General features: G+C 68.3%; 18 protein-coding genes, 1 other RNA gene and 1 pseudogene. 6 read left to right on the forward strand and 14 right to left on the reverse strand.

Annotation, left to right across the window (positions count from 1 at the left end):
* Window positions 1–20 precede the first annotated feature (20 nt).
* Complete coding sequence (locus tag ACFE7K_RS00145) at window positions 21–1,178, forward strand: glycosyltransferase family 4 protein (RefSeq protein WP_375396275.1); 1,158 nt, start codon at window positions 21–23, stop codon at window positions 1,176–1,178.
* A gap of 24 nt (window positions 1,179–1,202) precedes the next feature.
* Here the strand turns inward: ACFE7K_RS00145 and ACFE7K_RS00150 are convergent, their stop codons facing one another.
* The 14 genes from ACFE7K_RS00150 to ACFE7K_RS00215 all read right to left on the reverse strand — a co-directional run bounded on the left by ACFE7K_RS00150 (window position 1,203) and on the right by ACFE7K_RS00215 (window position 10,981).
* A complete protein-coding gene (locus ACFE7K_RS00150) occupies window positions 1,203–1,538 on the reverse strand; it encodes a (2Fe-2S) ferredoxin domain-containing protein (RefSeq protein ID WP_375396126.1) in 336 nt (111 codons plus the stop codon).
* Window positions 1,523–2,059 carry a J domain-containing protein gene (locus ACFE7K_RS00155; RefSeq protein WP_375396127.1) on the reverse strand — a complete coding sequence of 179 codons (537 nt, stop codon included), beginning with the start codon at window positions 2,057–2,059 and terminating at the stop codon, window positions 1,523–1,525. The genes ACFE7K_RS00150 and ACFE7K_RS00155 overlap by 16 nt, the downstream gene beginning before the upstream one ends.
* Before the next feature lie 191 nt (window positions 2,060–2,250).
* Window positions 2,251–2,615, reverse strand: an RNA gene (rnpB, locus tag ACFE7K_RS00160) — RNase P RNA component class A.
* Window positions 2,616–2,787: 172 nt separating this feature from the next.
* The gene (locus tag ACFE7K_RS00165) at window positions 2,788–3,477 is read right to left on the reverse strand and encodes an N-acetylmuramoyl-L-alanine amidase (RefSeq protein WP_375396128.1); all 690 of its coding nucleotides are present in this window, start codon (window positions 3,475–3,477) and stop codon (window positions 2,788–2,790) included.
* Window positions 3,478–3,520: 43 nt separating this feature from the next.
* On the reverse strand, window positions 3,521–4,354 hold the full coding sequence (locus ACFE7K_RS00170) for a CheR family methyltransferase (protein ID WP_375396129.1): 834 nt from the start codon (window positions 4,352–4,354) through the stop codon (window positions 3,521–3,523).
* Window positions 4,348–5,406: a chemotaxis protein CheB gene (locus tag ACFE7K_RS00175; protein WP_375396130.1), complete on the reverse strand. Its 1,059-nt coding sequence runs from the start codon at window positions 5,404–5,406 to the stop codon at window positions 4,348–4,350. Before ACFE7K_RS00175 ends, ACFE7K_RS00170 begins: the two co-directional genes overlap by 7 nt.
* Before the next feature lie 13 nt (window positions 5,407–5,419).
* Complete coding sequence (locus tag ACFE7K_RS00180; protein ID WP_375396131.1) at window positions 5,420–5,785, reverse strand: response regulator; 366 nt, start codon at window positions 5,783–5,785, stop codon at window positions 5,420–5,422.
* Window positions 5,786–5,847: 62 nt separating this feature from the next.
* Window positions 5,848–6,288: a chemotaxis protein CheW gene (locus tag ACFE7K_RS00185; RefSeq protein WP_375396132.1), complete on the reverse strand. Its 441-nt coding sequence runs from the start codon at window positions 6,286–6,288 to the stop codon at window positions 5,848–5,850.
* The gene (locus ACFE7K_RS00190) at window positions 6,285–8,588 is read right to left on the reverse strand and encodes a chemotaxis protein CheA (protein ID WP_375396133.1); all 2,304 of its coding nucleotides are present in this window, start codon (window positions 8,586–8,588) and stop codon (window positions 6,285–6,287) included. The genes ACFE7K_RS00185 and ACFE7K_RS00190 overlap by 4 nt, the downstream gene beginning before the upstream one ends.
* Before the next feature lie 57 nt (window positions 8,589–8,645).
* Window positions 8,646–9,290: a histidine phosphotransferase family protein gene (locus tag ACFE7K_RS00195; protein ID WP_375396134.1), complete on the reverse strand. Its 645-nt coding sequence runs from the start codon at window positions 9,288–9,290 to the stop codon at window positions 8,646–8,648.
* A gap of 66 nt (window positions 9,291–9,356) precedes the next feature.
* A complete protein-coding gene (locus ACFE7K_RS00200; RefSeq protein WP_375396135.1) occupies window positions 9,357–9,755 on the reverse strand; it encodes a type II toxin-antitoxin system VapC family toxin in 399 nt (132 codons plus the stop codon).
* On the reverse strand, window positions 9,752–10,003 hold the full coding sequence (locus ACFE7K_RS00205; RefSeq protein WP_375396136.1) for an AbrB/MazE/SpoVT family DNA-binding domain-containing protein: 252 nt from the start codon (window positions 10,001–10,003) through the stop codon (window positions 9,752–9,754). The genes ACFE7K_RS00200 and ACFE7K_RS00205 overlap by 4 nt, the downstream gene beginning before the upstream one ends.
* A gap of 59 nt (window positions 10,004–10,062) precedes the next feature.
* Window positions 10,063–10,530: a hypothetical protein gene (locus ACFE7K_RS00210; protein WP_375396137.1), complete on the reverse strand. Its 468-nt coding sequence runs from the start codon at window positions 10,528–10,530 to the stop codon at window positions 10,063–10,065.
* A gap of 22 nt (window positions 10,531–10,552) precedes the next feature.
* Window positions 10,553–10,981, reverse strand: coding sequence for a Mov34/MPN/PAD-1 family protein (locus ACFE7K_RS00215; protein ID WP_375396138.1), 429 nt, complete (start codon window positions 10,979–10,981; stop codon window positions 10,553–10,555).
* A 17-nt stretch (window positions 10,982–10,998) separates the two neighbouring features.
* On the opposite strand from ACFE7K_RS00215, the gene ACFE7K_RS00220 reads away from it, so the two are divergent.
* The 5 genes and pseudogenes from ACFE7K_RS00220 (at window position 10,999) to mtgA (ending at window position 15,515) form a co-directional block, all read left to right on the forward strand.
* Window positions 10,999–11,949, forward strand: coding sequence for an RluA family pseudouridine synthase (locus ACFE7K_RS00220; protein WP_375396139.1), 951 nt, complete (start codon window positions 10,999–11,001; stop codon window positions 11,947–11,949).
* A gap of 63 nt (window positions 11,950–12,012) precedes the next feature.
* A complete protein-coding gene (rpoH, locus tag ACFE7K_RS00225) occupies window positions 12,013–12,918 on the forward strand; it encodes an RNA polymerase sigma factor RpoH (protein ID WP_375396140.1) in 906 nt (301 codons plus the stop codon).
* 66 nt (window positions 12,919–12,984) lie between these two features.
* Entirely contained in the window at window positions 12,985–13,503 is a 519-nt protein-coding gene (locus ACFE7K_RS00230) for a hypothetical protein (protein WP_375396141.1), read from the forward strand.
* Window positions 13,500–14,696, forward strand: a pseudogene (locus ACFE7K_RS00235) (flavin monoamine oxidase family protein); the annotation flags it as partial. The gene ACFE7K_RS00230 and the pseudogene ACFE7K_RS00235, both read left to right, overlap by 4 nt.
* Window positions 14,697–14,801: 105 nt before the next feature.
* On the forward strand, window positions 14,802–15,515 hold the full coding sequence (gene mtgA, locus ACFE7K_RS00240) for a monofunctional biosynthetic peptidoglycan transglycosylase (RefSeq protein WP_375396276.1): 714 nt from the start codon (window positions 14,802–14,804) through the stop codon (window positions 15,513–15,515).

Genomic DNA, 15,515 nt, shown 5'->3' on the forward strand with positions numbered 1-15,515 from the left:
GGCCCGGCTATGCACGCGCCATGCAACCGGGCGATCTTCGTGTGGCGCTGTTCAGCGGCAACTATAACTATGTGCGCGATGGGCCCACCCAGGCGCTGAACCTGCTGGTCGGGCATCTGCTGGAGCGTGGCGCGGCGGTCAGGGTCTATTCGCCGACCACCGACACTCCCGCCTTTCCGCCCACGGGCGACCTGGTCGACGTGCCCGCCTTGCCGATGATCGGCGGGCGCGGCGAATACAAGGTCGCGCGCGGGCTGCCCCCCGCAGTGCGTCGCGACCTCGCCGCTTTCGCGCCGAACCTGGTGCATCTGTCCGCGCCCGACATCCTGGGGCATCGTGCGATCACCTGGGCGCGGCGGCGCGGGATCGCCCGCGTCGCGTCGCTGCACACGCGGTTCGAGACCTATCCGCGCTACTACGGCCTCGGTTTCGTCGAGCCGCTGATCGTGCGGCTGCTCACCCGCTTCTACAACCGGGTCGACCAGGTGATGACCCCCGGCCGATCGATGGCCGATCTGATCCGCGGTTGGGGAGTGACGACGCCGACCAGCATCTGGTCGCGCGGGGTCGACCATGCCCGCTTCAACCCCGATCGCCGCAGCACCGAATGGCGCCGGGGCCTGGGCATCGGCGACGGCGAGGTGGCGATCGGGTTTCTCGGCCGCGTGGTGCTGGAAAAGGGCCTGGACATCTTCGCCGACGTCAGCCGCCTGCTGACCGCGCGCGGCGTTCGCCACCGCGTGCTGGTGATCGGCGAAGGTCCCGCGCAGGCATGGCTGGCCGAACGCGTGCCCGATGCCGCGTTTGCGGGCTTTCAGCGGGGCGACGATCTGGGCCGCGCGGTCGCGAGCATGGACGTGTTCTTCAACCCGTCGGTTACCGAGACCTTCGGCAACGTCACGCTGGAGGCGATGGCCGCCGGCGTCCCGGTCGTGGCGGCGCGCGCGACCGGCGCGGTCGACCTGATCGAGGACGGGGTCAACGGCTTCCTGGTGCCGCCACGCGACGTGGCCGCTTATGCCGACGCGATCCAGCAACTGGTCGAGCACGGCACGCGGCGCACGGCTGCGGGGGCGGCCGGGCATGCCAAGGCGCAGGATTATCGGTGGGAACCGGTCAACGAGGCAGTAGTGCAGACATATCTGTCGGTAATGGCGCGGCGCGCGGGCACGTCCTGAGCACGTCGAAAGAGGGCGGCGCGTTCAGGCGTCGGTTGCCCGATCGGCGGCGCCCAGGCCGATCGCCGTCCCGACGGAATCGATGTCCGCCCCCGCCGGCACCAGCCGCCACGCCGCGGGATGCGCGGTGTCGACCAGGGTCACCGCGCCGCGCGGACAAACGCCGAGGCACTTGACCTCGATGATGCCCCTCGCCGCCTTGCGCCCCTTCTTCAGCCCGAACCGCTGGCGCAGCGCCTTGGCCAGGCTGGTCCTGCCCTTGGGTCCGAAGCCGCCGTCGAGCTTCTTCGAGCATTTTGCGCAGACCAGCACCGCGCCGGACCATCGGCTCTTGAGATCGCGCCCTAGCCCGGCTTCCACGTCCGCTCCTCCTCGGCCATGCGGAGCACGTCATAGGCGGCCTGGATCGCCTGGAAACGCTTGGCCGCATCGGCGTTGCCGGGGCGGACGTCGGGATGGCATTCCTTGGCCAGCCTGCGCCACGCGGCGCGGACCTGGTCGAAGCTCGCATCGGCCTCCAGCTCGAGCAGGTCGAGCGCGCGCATCTCGTCACGCGATCGGCTGCCGTCGCCGGGCCCGGCCCAGCCATAATGCCTGGCCTCGGCATAGCCGTTGGCGGTGTGCGTCTCGTCGGCCTCGCGCGCGGCGGCTTCCTCGGCGGTCAGGCCTTCGAAGTAATTCCAGCCGCGATTATATTCGGCGGCATGTTCCTGGCAGAAATACCAGCGGTCGGGGCTGTTGGGCGATTTGGGCGCCGGACAGTCGCCGCGTTCCTCGCAGCCATGGCGATCGCAGATCCGCACCCGCGCGGCATCGCGCGACGACCCATAGCCGCCCCAGCGGGGAAAGCCCCAATTATCGGTCCGGGTCGCGCGCGCCATCCCGGCCACTTAGGCAGGCACGGGGCGGAATGCCACCCACTCTCGTCGTCCCGATGCCCGCCGGTGTCTGACATCTGGCAGCGGCAGGCGAGTAAATCGCCTGCCGCCGGTCCTTGCGAGCCGCCAGGCGGGCCGCGCGTCGCGGGCGCCGCCGCGCACCGGCGATCGGTAAGGGCTGATCGCCTCGCGAAAGCGCCAGAGGGTCTGTAAGCCGGGTTCTGTCCACCGCGTAAACGGATGGGCGACCATTCCTCTAGGACGACGCTCGCGCGCCGCCTCCAGCAACCAACCCGGATGACGAGCGGGAACACGCCCATATGCCATCCCTATTCGGTCTTGCTCCCGGTGGGGTTTGCCATGCCGCGACCGTTGCCGGCCACGCGGTGCGCTCTTGCCGCACCCTTTCACCCTTGCCTCGTGCCGAGGCGCGAGGCGGTCTGCTCTCTGTGGCACTTTCCCTGGGGTCGCCCCCGGCGGGCGTTACCCGCCACCGTCGTTCCGCGGAGCCCGGACTTTCCTCGCGTGCTTGCGCACCCGCGGCCGCCCGACCCTCTGGCGTCGCCAACCCTAGCCCAGCGGCAACGGTTCGTCGAGCCGGTTGCTTCGGCAACCCGGCCCGTTAGATGTGACGGTGGAGATGCCGATGTTCGCCAGGCTAAAACGAATTGCCCCGAGGCGCGGTTGGCGCACCTTTATCGGCGAAGTCGGGATGATCGGCTAGCGGCGCGTCACTCGTCCCCTTGCGGTTTCGGCAGCAATAGCGCGAGCAGCAGGCTGCGGCACTCGCCGTCGACCTCGCCGTCGATCAATTCGGGGCGGAAGCGGCGCTGAAAGGCGACCACCGCAGCCAGCCTGTCGGTCACCTCATAGCCGAACCGTTCCAGGGCCAGCAGGAAACCGGCATCGGTCCATAGCGGGTCGAGCAGGTTGCGGGTCGGCCGCGGCAGCGCCAGCCGCAACCGGGCCAAGCGGCCCCACGGAAACAGCTCGCCCGGATCCTGCCTGCGGGTCGGGGCAATGTCCGAATGGCCGACGATATTGCCGCGGGTGATGCCGTGGCGATCCTTGATTTCCTGCATCAGCGGGATCAGCGAATCGATCTGTGCGGTGGTGAACGGGCGATAGCCGAGATCGTGGCCGGGATTGACGAGCTCGATCCCGATTGACGCCGAATTGACGTCGGTGATGCCGCGCCAGTGGGAGGCGCCGGCATGCCATGCGCGCTTGTCCTCGGCGACCAGCCGGTGGACAATGCCGTCCTCGTCGATCAGATAATGCGCCGACACCTCGGAGGCGGGATCGCGCAGCCGGTCCAGCGCGGCGGCGGCGCTCGCCATGCCCGTATAATGCAGGACGATCATCGTGATCGGCAGGCGCCGGTCGTTGAAGTTCGGCGAGGGCGTATCGACGATGCTCACGTCGCCGGGATGCTTTGTCCGGCGGATAAAGTAAACCTGCACCCTAGGCGGCGGCGATGCATCCGCGGGTCATGGGCTCGTACAGGCCGCGAAAGCGAGGGCTCGGGCGCAATGCGTCGGTCTGGCCGATTACCGTCTCCCCGGCGCCGAGCACCAGCACGCCGTCGGGGCGGAGCGCCTGGGCGAGCAGGCAGAGCACGCGGCGCCGCAGAGCGGGCGAGAAGTACAGAAGGACGTTGCGGCACAGGATCATGTCGAAGCGGCCGACCGGCGACGGATCGGCGACCAGGTTCATGCGCCGGAAGGATATCCGCCGCACCAGCGCGGGATCGGCCACCCAATCGCCCTCGACCTGTTCGAACCACCGCAGCACATGACCGATCGGCAGGCCGCGCTGGATCTCGAACTGGCTGTACCGTCCGGCGCGCGCGCGCTGCAGCGCGGCTTCGGAAATGTCCGTGGCGACGATTTCAGGAATGCGGCCTTCGGGCAAGGTCTCGACGAACTGCATCGCCAGCGACAATGGCTCCTGACCGGTCGAGCAACCGGCCGACCAGATCCGCGGCCGCCGGTCGGGACAGGTCGCGGCGACGACATCGGCCACCAGATCGAACGTCGCGGCATCGCGGAAGAACGAGCTTTCCTGGTTGAGCAATTCCTCGACGACCTGGATCGCCAGCGTCCCGCCGCTATCCACGCGGATCGCCATCACCACCGCGTTGAGATCGGCCCAGCCATGCTGGCGCATCAGCGGTGCCAGCGTGCTCTCGATGCGCCAGTTGCGACTGGGCGCGATCTGCTGACCGGTATGAGCCTCCAGCAGCGCGGCAAGCGCGTTGATCGCGCCGCTGGTCCCGGTGGGGAGCGCGCTCAGCATGCCGGTCGCCGCTGGCGGCCGATCAGCTGGCCGATCTTGTCGGGGGGCAGCACGGCATGCGCCGCGCCGCTGGCGGCGACGGCGCCAGGCATTCCCCATACCACCGACGATTCGCGATCCTGGACGACGACGCTGCCGCCCGCCGCCGCTATCGCCACAGCGCCGACAGCGCCGTCGCGCCCCATGCCGCTGAGCACCACCGCCAACGAGCGAGGGCCATAGACGTCCGCGACCGAGCGCAGCATCGGGTCAACCGACGGCATGCACCCGCTGGCCACAGCTTCGGTCGTCAGCCGTACCGCCCCGCCCTCGCCGATCGCGATCACCTTCATATGGGCATGTCCCGGCGCGATCAGGATCCGCCCCGGACGAATCCGCGATCGGTCCTCCGCCACTTCGCACGGCCGGTTGGCGAGCACCGCCACCTGCGCGGCGAAATACGACATGAACGACGCCGGCAGATGCTGGGTGATCAGGATGGGCTGGCTGAAATGCGCCGGCAGCGCGCGCAGCAGCTGGCTAAGGGCGTGGATGCCCCCCGTTGAGGCACCGATCGCGACAATGTCGAAGTCATGCTCCCGGGCGGGCATGGTGGTGGCACCGCGTGGCAGGACGATGTCGCTGACTTCGAACAGGCGGTCGAGCTTCTCGATCAGCAGCGCGCCGAAGCGGCCGGCAAAGGCGCCCACCTCGGGCTTTTCCAACGTATCCGCCGCCCCCAGGGCGAGCGCCTGGATCATCGCCGCGCCACCATCGGCGCAGGTCGACGAGACGACCACGATACGCGCGCCCTTGCCGGCGGCGATCAGGTCGGGAAGCGCGGTCAGCCCGTCGACCCCGGGCATCTCGACGTCCAACAGGACGAGGTCGACCTGATCGATCGCCAGGAACGCCAGCGCGGCGCGGACATCGGGCACCGAGCCGACCACGGCATAAGAGGGGGAGCCCTCGATCGCGCGGGTCAGGACCGCGCGAGCCACCACCGAATCGTCTACGATCAGGATCCGCGTCCGGGCCGCCGGGGCGGCATGGGGTGAAGGGGAGCGCGCCATCGCCGCAGCCGGTTCAGGCGACGCCGACGATCTGAAGCTTTGATTCCAGGGTCTCGCGATCGAACGGCTTCATGACATATTCGTCGGCGCCCGCCTCGATCGCGGCGCGGATATAGGCCATGCCGTTCTCGGTCGTGCAGAAAACGACCTTCGGGCGGCTGGGCAATGCCGTCTCGCGCAGCGCGCGCAGGAAATCCATGCCGCTCATCACCGGCATGTTCCAGTCGAGCAGGATGACGTCGGGCGCCGCGGCCATGCACCTGTCCAGCGCTTCGCGACCATCGGCCGCCTCGCTGACCTCGAAATCCAGGGTTTCGAGGATGTGCCGGGCGACCTTTCGGATCACCTTCGAATCATCGACGACCAGACATGTTTTCATGACACCGACACCCTGTTTTGAAGTCACTTGATAGATGTAGAGCGCAAACAATGTGCGGCCGGTTAATGCTCGATGAGGGAGGGCGCCGCTCCGCGGGTCAGCGCGGCCAGGTCGATCGCCAGGACCGGCCTGCCATCGCGCTCGATCTCTCCGCATCCGGCAGTGCGCCAGCCGGCATCGAGCCTGACGCCGGATGCCAGCGGCGTCGCGACGAAAGGCGCAACGTCCTCCAATGAATCGACGAGCACCGCATAATGATGCCCGTCAATGACGGTGATGACCGCGCGAGTCGCCGTCTCCGTCGCCGGGACCAGCCCGAGCGCGGCGTGCGTGTCGATGACGGTGACGACGCGGCTGCGCAGGGCGGCAAGCCCCCGGATATGCGGCGGCGCGCATGGCACCGGCGTCACGGTGCCGATGTCGACCACCGAATCGACCTGGGTGGAATCGATCGCCACGCCGCGCCCGGCGATATGGGCGATAAGGAACAACTGCTCGGTCATGCCCACTCCACCCGCCGTGCCACGGCCGCGAGCAGCCCCGCCCGATCATAGCGATAGACACCGTCCTCGCCGCCCTGGTCTCCCCGCTCGTTGGTCAGGCGGACGGCACGGCGATCGTCGGTGCCGCTGGCGGTCGTCAGGATCACCGCGACCTCGTGGTGGTCGTCGGCGTGGGTCGCAACGCGATAGCCCGCTGCCTCCAGCACCGGCTTGAGGAACGTCGACATCCAGCCGTCGACGTCGCCGTGGATCAGGCACAATGGCGCCACGCCCAAGCGAGATCCATCGATCTGGTCCCCCAGCAGCCATTGCGGATCGATCAGCTCGATCTGGTCATGGTCGATCGTGGCGACACCCAGGATCGGTCCGGCCATCGCGCTCGGCACGATCGTCGCGGGAATGGCAACGATGTCGATCGCTTCAGCCATGGCATAAGCGATCTCGGCATCGCCATCCTTGATCCGCAATATCGCGACCGTCTGGCGACCGGCAATCTCGCCGAGGGCGGCCAGCGGTAGGATGCGGTCGTCGACCGACAGCCGCAGGCGGCCGGCGGCGAACCGTATCTGGTGGGCAGCGACCGTCTCGACGCGATCGACGATCGCCAGCGGCACCGCGCGCCGCCGTCCGTCGAGATCGTCGAAAAGCAACGCTGCGACGCCCTCGTCCTCAGGCGTCGGCGCGGCATCGTCGTCTTGCGGCAGCGTATCGCGCGAGAAGTTCAGCCCGGCGGCAGTGGCGATCCCCGGGCAGTCGAGCAGCAGCATCGGCGACCCGCTGTCGGGCAGCGTCTGGCCGGCATAAATGCCGGTGTCCATCACCATCGGCGCCGCGGGCTTGATTACCAGTTCTTCATGATCCAGCACCGCATCGACGGCGATCGCAAAGCGACCGCCAATGACGCCGACGATCGCCAGCAGGTCGACCGCCGCCGGATCCGCTGTTCGCAGCCCCATCAACGCCCCCAGATCGACCAGCGGCATGCGGTGGTCGCGGACCGTCGCCACCGGCGTGTCGCCGAGCAGATCGATGCAGATTGAGCCCGCCCCGACATGGACGATCTCCTCGATCGCGTGACGCGTGATGGCAAACCTCTGGTCGGCGACCCCGACGACGATCGCCGGGATGATCGACAAGGTCAGCGGTACGTGGATCGCCAGCCTGAGCCCGCGACCGGGCGCGTTGATCACGTCGATCCGCCCCCCGATCTGCGCGACATTGGCGCGCACGACGTCCATCCCGACGCCGCGCCCGGAAATCGCGGTAACTTGGTCCTTGGTCGACAGGCCGGGCTCGAAGATCAGGTCGAGCCGCTCGCGTTCGCCGAGCGCGCGATAGTCGCGCCCGTCCGCCGATCCCGACGCCATCATCCTGGCGACCAGCTTGTCGGTATCGATGCCGCGCCCGTCGTCCATGACCTCGATGATGATCTGGTTGCCCGACTGGCGTGCCGATACCAGCAGCCGGCCGGTCTCGTGCTTGCCGGCCGCGCGGCGCTCGGCGGGCGTTTCGAGGCCATGATCGATCGAATTGCGGATGATGTGCACCAGCGGATCGCGCATCACCTCGATCATCTCGCGGTCGAGTTCGACATCGGCGCCCTCGATCAGCAGCTGGACCGACTTGCCGAGTTCCGCCGCAGTATCGCGCACCATCCGGGGCAGCGCGGAGAACAGCGCGTCGACCTTCTGCATGCGCGTGCGCGTGACGGTGTCGCGCATCTCGGCGACCGACATCGACAACCGGTCCAGCGACGCCTCGATCGCCGGCCCGACGCTCTCGTCGCGCAGGCGCCGGGCGAGCTCGTTGCGCGCCAGCACCATGTCGCTCATCCCGCTCATCATGCGATCCAGCAGGTCGGTCGACAGGCGCACGCTGCGCGCCGGCGCACGTTGCGCAACGGGCACGCCTGACGCCGCGACCGTGGCATCACTGCCCGTGTCGAGCGCCGCGATCAGCAGCTCCTCGCCCGAATCGTCGAGCGAGGCGCCCGCCTCGATCGCCTCGACCAGCTCGCCGATACGGTCGACGATGGCCAGGACGGCGTTGACCAGGCGCGGGTCGGGCACGCGTTCCCCGCTGCGCACCGCCGCGAGCACGTCCTCGGCGGCATGGCTCAGCCGCGCCAGCCGGGGCAGGTCGAGGAAGCCGCAGCTGCCCTTGACGGTGTGGACGAAGCGAAAAATCGCGTCCAGGCGCGCGCGATCGGCCGGATCGGCCTCCCACGCGACGATCTCGCCCGAGAGCGCCTCCAGCGTCTCGCGCGTCTCGGCGATGAATTCCTGCAGCAGGTCGTCCATGGGTCCCCGAAACGCGGTTGCCCATCGGCTATGCACCGATGCTGGTAAAGGAGGTGTTTACCCAGACCGGATGGTCGCGCCGAACAGCAGGACCGGGGCGTCGGACGCGGAGATCCGGACCGTGCCGTCGCTGTCGGACACCAGCGCGTGGACCAGATAGGCGGCCGCCCCGCGCGGCGTCACCGCGGCCTCGCCCAGGTCGCCGGTCAGCGTGGTACGCAATTCAGGGTCCAGCAGCAGCCGGGGGCCCTCGGCGCGCACCACGATCTCGACATTCGTGCCGTTGATCTCCGCGCCCACATCGAGCTGTCCGCCGCGCACCAGTGCGTCGCCGGCGATCAGCGCCAGGTTGAGGAGCACCTTGATCGCGGGCTTGGGCAGCGACGGCTCGTCGACCATCCAGCCGATGAGGATGCGCGACTGCTCGCCGAACAATCCCTCGATCGCGGCGCGCGCCTCGCGCGTGTCGACCGTCTCGCCGAAACCGCCCGCGGCCCCGAATGCCAGCCGGAAGAACTTGAGCTTGTTGGCCGACGCCCGTGCGCTTTCGTTGAGCAGTTCCATGCAGCGCGCGCGCATTTCCGGATCATGCTCCTCGGCGAGCAGCTCGAGCCCGTTGTTGAGCGCGCCGACCGGGCTGAGCAGGTCATGGCACAGCCGCGAACACAGCAGGCTGGCGAAATCGACCGGGGTGATGGTCATTGCAGGTCAAGGCTCCGGGTTGGCGCGGGGCGGTCCTTCTGGCGGGGCGCAAGGATGTGCGCAAGGCTATGCCGCCTCGACCGCGGCGATGCCGACGGCGTTCAGCCGTTTGACGGCCGCTTGATCGAACGAGACGAACGTCTTGCCGCCCAGGCATCGCCCTTCATAGGCAATCGCGCCGTCTGCAAAATCGCCGCCCATGTCGAGCAGGGCGAGTCCCGCGGCTAAGGCGGGCTGATCGGTGCGAACGCATTCCGCCCTGGTCAGGGCGCGTATGGTCGCGGCGATATCGACTGACGATATCTTGTATGACCGCGACAACACCCAGACCATCTCGCACAATGCCGTGATCGGCACGGCGACGCTATCGGCCCGGGTCAGCAGCCCGCGAGCGATCCGGCTCTGTTCCGGATCATCCTCGACGGCCACACGGACCAGAATATTGGTGTCCACGGCAATGCTCACCGGATGCCCGCCCAGCCGTCCGCAATCACCTCGTTCATTTCCTCGATGGTCAGCACCGGCTGGCCAGGGCGCTTCAACATCCCGAAAACATCGGAAATCCTGCCCTGGCCGCGTGCCGCCGCCACTTCGATCCTTCCGTCCGGAAGCTTTTCGACGCTGATCTTGTCGCCCGGCTTTACCCCGAGATGACGGAGGAACTCCTGGCGCAGCGTCACCTGCCCCTTGGCGGTTACGGTCATCGTGGCCATCATCACCTCAACCCGAAAGTAAGGCACTTCTGCCTTTATATCGGGCGAAATGCAAGACGTCAGGCGGGTGGCGGCGTACCGGCCTGCGCCGCCTTGCGGTGGATCAGCGCGCTCCATACCGCCAATACCATCACCACCCCGCCCAGGAACCCGCCCAGCGTCGCGACGATATCGGCGGGCGCCGTACAGAAGAAGAACATCCCGATGGCGATCCAGTGGCCCCGGCGGTTCCAGAACGGCCGGCGATGAAAGTCGGTCAGGTAGATCGCCGCGAGCGCGATCAGCATCGGCACGACGATCGGATGGACCTGCCACCCGGTCCCGCCGGTGCTGCCCCACAGGGTGATGCCGGTATAATAATCGGTGTCCATCTCGCGGCTGAGCATCCCGCCGCTGGTATCCGTCTTGTAGCGGAGGAATTGCGAGACGAACGACAGCGCCAGGGCGGCGATGACGATCTTGCGACTGCGCTCCAGCCCCGACCACCAGCTCGGTGCGGGCGGTGTCGGTGGTGGCTGCGTGGCCATGATCCCTCTCCCCTCGACCCGATTATGCGCCGAAATTTGCCGCAGGCAAGTCGCCTTGGCCGGCCATCTCGACCGCGACCGGGCTCAAGCTGCCCGCCGCGTCGGATCGCCAGCCGGTGATCGTGCCGCCACCGATGATCAGCCAGATCGCGCCGTCCCCCGCGGCGGCCGCAAGATCGCGCGGCGACGGGGCGGCCGCGCCCACCGGGTGCGAATGATAGTGGCCGATCATCACCGCGCCGCCGCTGCGCCCCGCGCGATGCGCGGCGATCAGCGCCGCCGGATCGATCTCGAAGCTGCTGTCGGGGTGTTCGGCGATGTTCAGGCAAGGCCGGGCATGATCGATCCGGCCATCGGCGCCGAACAGCAGGCCGCACACCTCCAGCTCGGGCGTCGATGCCGCCCGAGAGAGCAGGTCGGCCGCCAGCGATCTTGAAATGTGCACGGTCATCCCCATCTCCGCGCGACATGGACCGGGGGGTTTCCGTCTTTGCCGTACCGATCGCCGCCGGGGCTTCCGGCTGGCGGCTCGACCGGGCGCTGGCCGACGCGCTGCCCACCTTGTCGCGGGAGCGGGTGAAGGCGCTGATCTCGACCGGCCAGGTCACCGACCCCGCCGGCGCGGCGATCCGCGATCCGGCGCGTAAGGCGATTGCCGGCGCGGTGTTCACCATCGCGGTGCCGGCCCCGACCGCGCCGCACAATGCGGCGCAGGACATTCCGCTGGTCGTCGCGTTCGAGGACGAGCATCTGATCGTGATCGACAAGCCGGCGGGGCTCGTCGTCCATCCGGCGGCGGGCAATCTCGACGGGACGCTGGTCAACGCGCTGCTCCACCATTGCGGCGGATCGTTGTCGGGAATCGGCGGCGTGGCGCGGCCGGGCATCGTCCACCGCATCGACAAGGATACGTCGGGGCTGATGGTCGCGGCCAAGACCGACCGCGCGCATGAGGGACTGGCGCGGCAGTTCGCCGCGCACACCATCGACCGCCGATATCGCGCGATCACCGGCGGCGCACTTATGCCGCCCGCCGGGACGGTGGACGCGCCGCTCGCGCGCAGCCCGCAGAACCGCAAGAAGGTGGCGGTCGTCGCCGGCGGCAAGCGCGCGGTGACGCATTACCGAACGATCGCGCCACTCGCCGGCGCGGCGCTGGTCGAATGCCGGCTGGAGACCGGGCGGACGCACCAGGTGCGCGTGCACATGGCGTCGATCGGCCACCCCTTGCTGGGCGATCCGGTTTACGGGCGAACAAAGCAGGCTCATCGAAAGCTTCTGGAAACCCTGAATTTCCATCGCCAGGCATTGCACGCCGCGCGTCTGGGGTTCATCCATCCGATCACAAGTAACGCTTTGTCGTTTGAAAGCGCAATGCCTGCCGACATGCAGGAACTGTACGATATGCTCGTCAATTAACGTTTTCGTGGCATGCACGTCGCCTCTTCTGGGGCGTGCGGCCCCGCCAAGGGAGAAGTCATCATGGCAAATCGCAGCAACGTCCCGGCGACGATTCCTGCTCTGGGCGGCGAGGCGAGCCTCAACCGCTATCTGGCGGAGATCAAGAAATTCCCGATCCTCACCCCGGAACAGGAATATATGCTGGCCAAGCGCTTTTCCGAACATGGCGATACCGAAGCGGCGGCGCAGCTCGTCACCAGCCACCTGCGGCTCGTTGCCAAGATTGCGATGGGCTATCGTGGCTATGGCCTGCCGGTCAGCGAATTGATCAGCGAGGGCAATATCGGCCTGATGCAGGGCGTGAAGAAGTTCGAGCCCGATCGCGGCTTTCGCCTGGCGACCTATGCGATGTGGTGGATCCGCGCCTCGATCCAGGAATTCATCCTGCGCTCGTGGAGCCTGGTGAAAATGGGCACGACGGCCGCGCAGAAGAAGCTGTTCTTCAACCTGCGCCGGATGAAGTCGAAGCTCGACGCGTTCGAGGACGGCGACCTGAGCCCCGAGCATCTCGCCAAGATCGCCACCGATCTGGGTGTCACGGAACAGGAAGTGACGAGCATGAACCGCCGCATGGCGATGGGCGGCGATACGTCGCTCAACGTCTCGATGCGCGAGGATGGCGAGGGTCAGTGGCAGGACTGGCTGGCCGATGACGGTCCGTTGCAGGACACCGTGGTCGCCGAGACGCAGGAAGCCGATGTCCGCCACGATTTGCTGATGAACGCGATGGACGACCTCAACGAGCGCGAGCGGCACATCCTGACCGAGCGCCGCCTGACCGACGATCCCAAGACGCTGGAGGAACTGAGCCAGGTCTATGGCGTCAGCCGCGAGCGCGTCCGCCAGATCGAGGTCCGCGCCTTTGAAAAGCTGCAGAAGGTGATGATGCGGCTGGCCGGTGAGAAGCGTCTGCTCGCCGCTGTGTAGGGGCGATACCCGGAGCGCCGGGTCGCGGCGGTTGCCGTGACGCCCACGCCGGGCCAAGGTGCGCCGATGTGGCGCTGTGTCCGTATATCCAAGGCGATCGCGCTGATCGCGTTCCTGCTGCCGTGGCTGACCGTATCGTGTTCCGGCCGGCCGATCGTCAAGGCGTCCGGCTGGGACCTGATGACCGGTCGGCTGGCGATGACCGACCCGCTCAGCGACCGTATCGACGTGCATGCCGGGGCGACCGACTGGTGGCTGGTGCTCGCGGTCGTGCTGATCGTCGTCGGGCTGGTCATCGCCTTCCGCCGCACGCCGGCGCCTCGCACCGTCCTCGCAACATCGCTCGGTGCCGTCGCCCTCGTCGTCCAGGGCACGCACGGCATCGACGCGCCCGCCGTGGCGCGGCTGGCGTCGCGGGAGGATGCGCGGTTTGATGCAGCGATGGCCGCGCTGATCCGGATCGACTGGCAATATGGCTATTGGTTGACGCTGGGCGCTCTGGCGCTGGCCGCCCTCTGCGCGGCGCTCCTGCTCGGCGGCCGATCGATGGCGCTGGTCTCGGGCGAACCGCCGGGCGGGCGATGAGCGGCAGCGACGCGGTCGTCATCGGCGGCGGCGCGGCAGGGATCGCCGCCACGCGCCGGCTGCACGATGCCGGCTGCGACGTTCTGCTGGTCGAGGCCGGCGACCGGCTCGGCGGGCGGGCGCACAGCGTCAACATCGACGGGCTGATGCTCGACCTGGGTTGCGCCTGGCTCCATTCCGCCGACCGCAATCCGTGGGTCGGGATCGCCGCCGCTGCCGGCGCGGTCATCGATCGCAGCCCGGCGCATTGGCGCGAGCAATGGCATGATCTGGGCTTTCCGCCCGACGACCAGCGCGCCTTCCATGCCGCCTGGGCGCAATGGGAGGAACGCGCGCGCGCCTATCGCGACGGCGCCGACCGTCCGCTGTCGGACTTCATCGCCGCCGCCGATCCATGGCGCCCGTTGATCGACGCGATTTCCGGCTTTGCCAACGGTGCGCCGCTTGACCGCGTGTCGCTGCATGACTGGCTAGCTTATGAGGATGCCGCTACCGACGCCAATTGGCGGCTGCGCGCCGGCTATGGCGCGCTGGTCGCGGCTTATGCCGGCGGGCTGCCCGTACGCCTGGCGTCGCCGGTCACGCGGATCGACCATCGCGGCCGGCGCATCGTCCTGACCGTCGCCGGCGGGACGATCGAGACCGACCGCGTGCTTGTCACCGTGCCCACGCCGATCCTGGCCGAGGGCGACCTGGTGTTCGATCCGCCGCTCGCCGCCAAGCGCGACGCCGCCGCCGCGCTGCCGCTGGGGTTGGCCGACAAGGTCTTCCTGGCGATCGAGGGCGACCATCCGGTGAACGCGCACCTGATCGGCGATCCGCGCACCAGCCGGACCGCGAGCTATCAGGTGGGGTGGCTCGGCCAGCCTGTGGTCGAGGCGTTCTTCGGCGGCGATTGCGCCGAGGCGATCGAGGCGGCAAGCGATGCCGCCGCGGCCGATTTTGCAATTCGCCAGCTGGCGGGATTGCTGGGCAATGACTGGCGCCTGCGGCTCAGGCCGGTCGCGCGGTCGCGGTGGCGCGGCGAACGCTTCATTCGGGGCAGCTATTCGCATGCCCGCATCGGCGCCGCCGGCCAGCGCGCGGTGCTCGCGGAACCGGTCGACGGGCGCCTCTTCTTTGCCGGAGAGGCGTGTTCGACGACCGACTTCTCGACCGCGCACGGTGCCCATGCGACGGGCGTGGCCGCCGCCCGGGCGCTGCTGGCCGCGATGCGCCAGCCCCGCGCCGCGCCCGTGTTGATGCTTGCCAGCGCGGCGCCGACACTCGAAAAGGTGGCCGAGGAGGACCCGCTTGACATGCCGAGATCCCGCCGCACCCGAACCCGCCGTCCGCTCTTCCGCCGGGTGATCGGCTGGATCACGAAAACCGTGCTCGGCGCCGTGCTGGTCAGCATGCTGTGGGTCGGTCTATACCGGTTCGTCGCGCCACCGATCACGCTGACGATGCTGGGCGACATGGTTGCCGGGCATCAGGTGAGCAGGAAATGGCTGCCGCTCGCGGCCATGGACCCGAACATGGCGCGCGCCGCGATTGCCGGGGAAGACGGCCATTTCTGTTCGCACCACGGCTTCGACTATGGCGCGATCGCCAAGGCCTGGTTCCGCAATCGCGACGGCGGGCGCATCCGCGGCGGATCGACGATCAGCCAGCAGACCGCCAAGAACGTGTTCCTGTTCCAGGGCGGCGGGTATGTGCGCAAAACGGTCGAGGCCTGGTTCACTTTCCTCATCGAAACCCTGTGGGGCAAGAAACGCATCATGGAAGTATATCTGAACGTAGCCGAAACCGGCCTCGCCACCTACGGCGCCAATGCGGGGGCGCTGCGCTATTTCGGCCATGACGCGACGTCGCTTACGCCGACCGAGGCCGGGCGTCTGGCGGCGGTCCTCCCGCTTCCGAAAAAGCGTGCGGCGATTGCGCCGCACGGCTTCGTCCGCCGCCATGGCGACACGCTGGCGCGCTATGTCGCCATTGTCGGACGCGACGGGCTCGACGCCTGCCTGCGTTGA

The organism is uncultured Sphingomonas sp., from assembly GCF_964244265.1.
In the GTDB taxonomy this organism is placed as follows: Bacteria; Pseudomonadota; Alphaproteobacteria; order Sphingomonadales; family Sphingomonadaceae; genus Sphingomonas.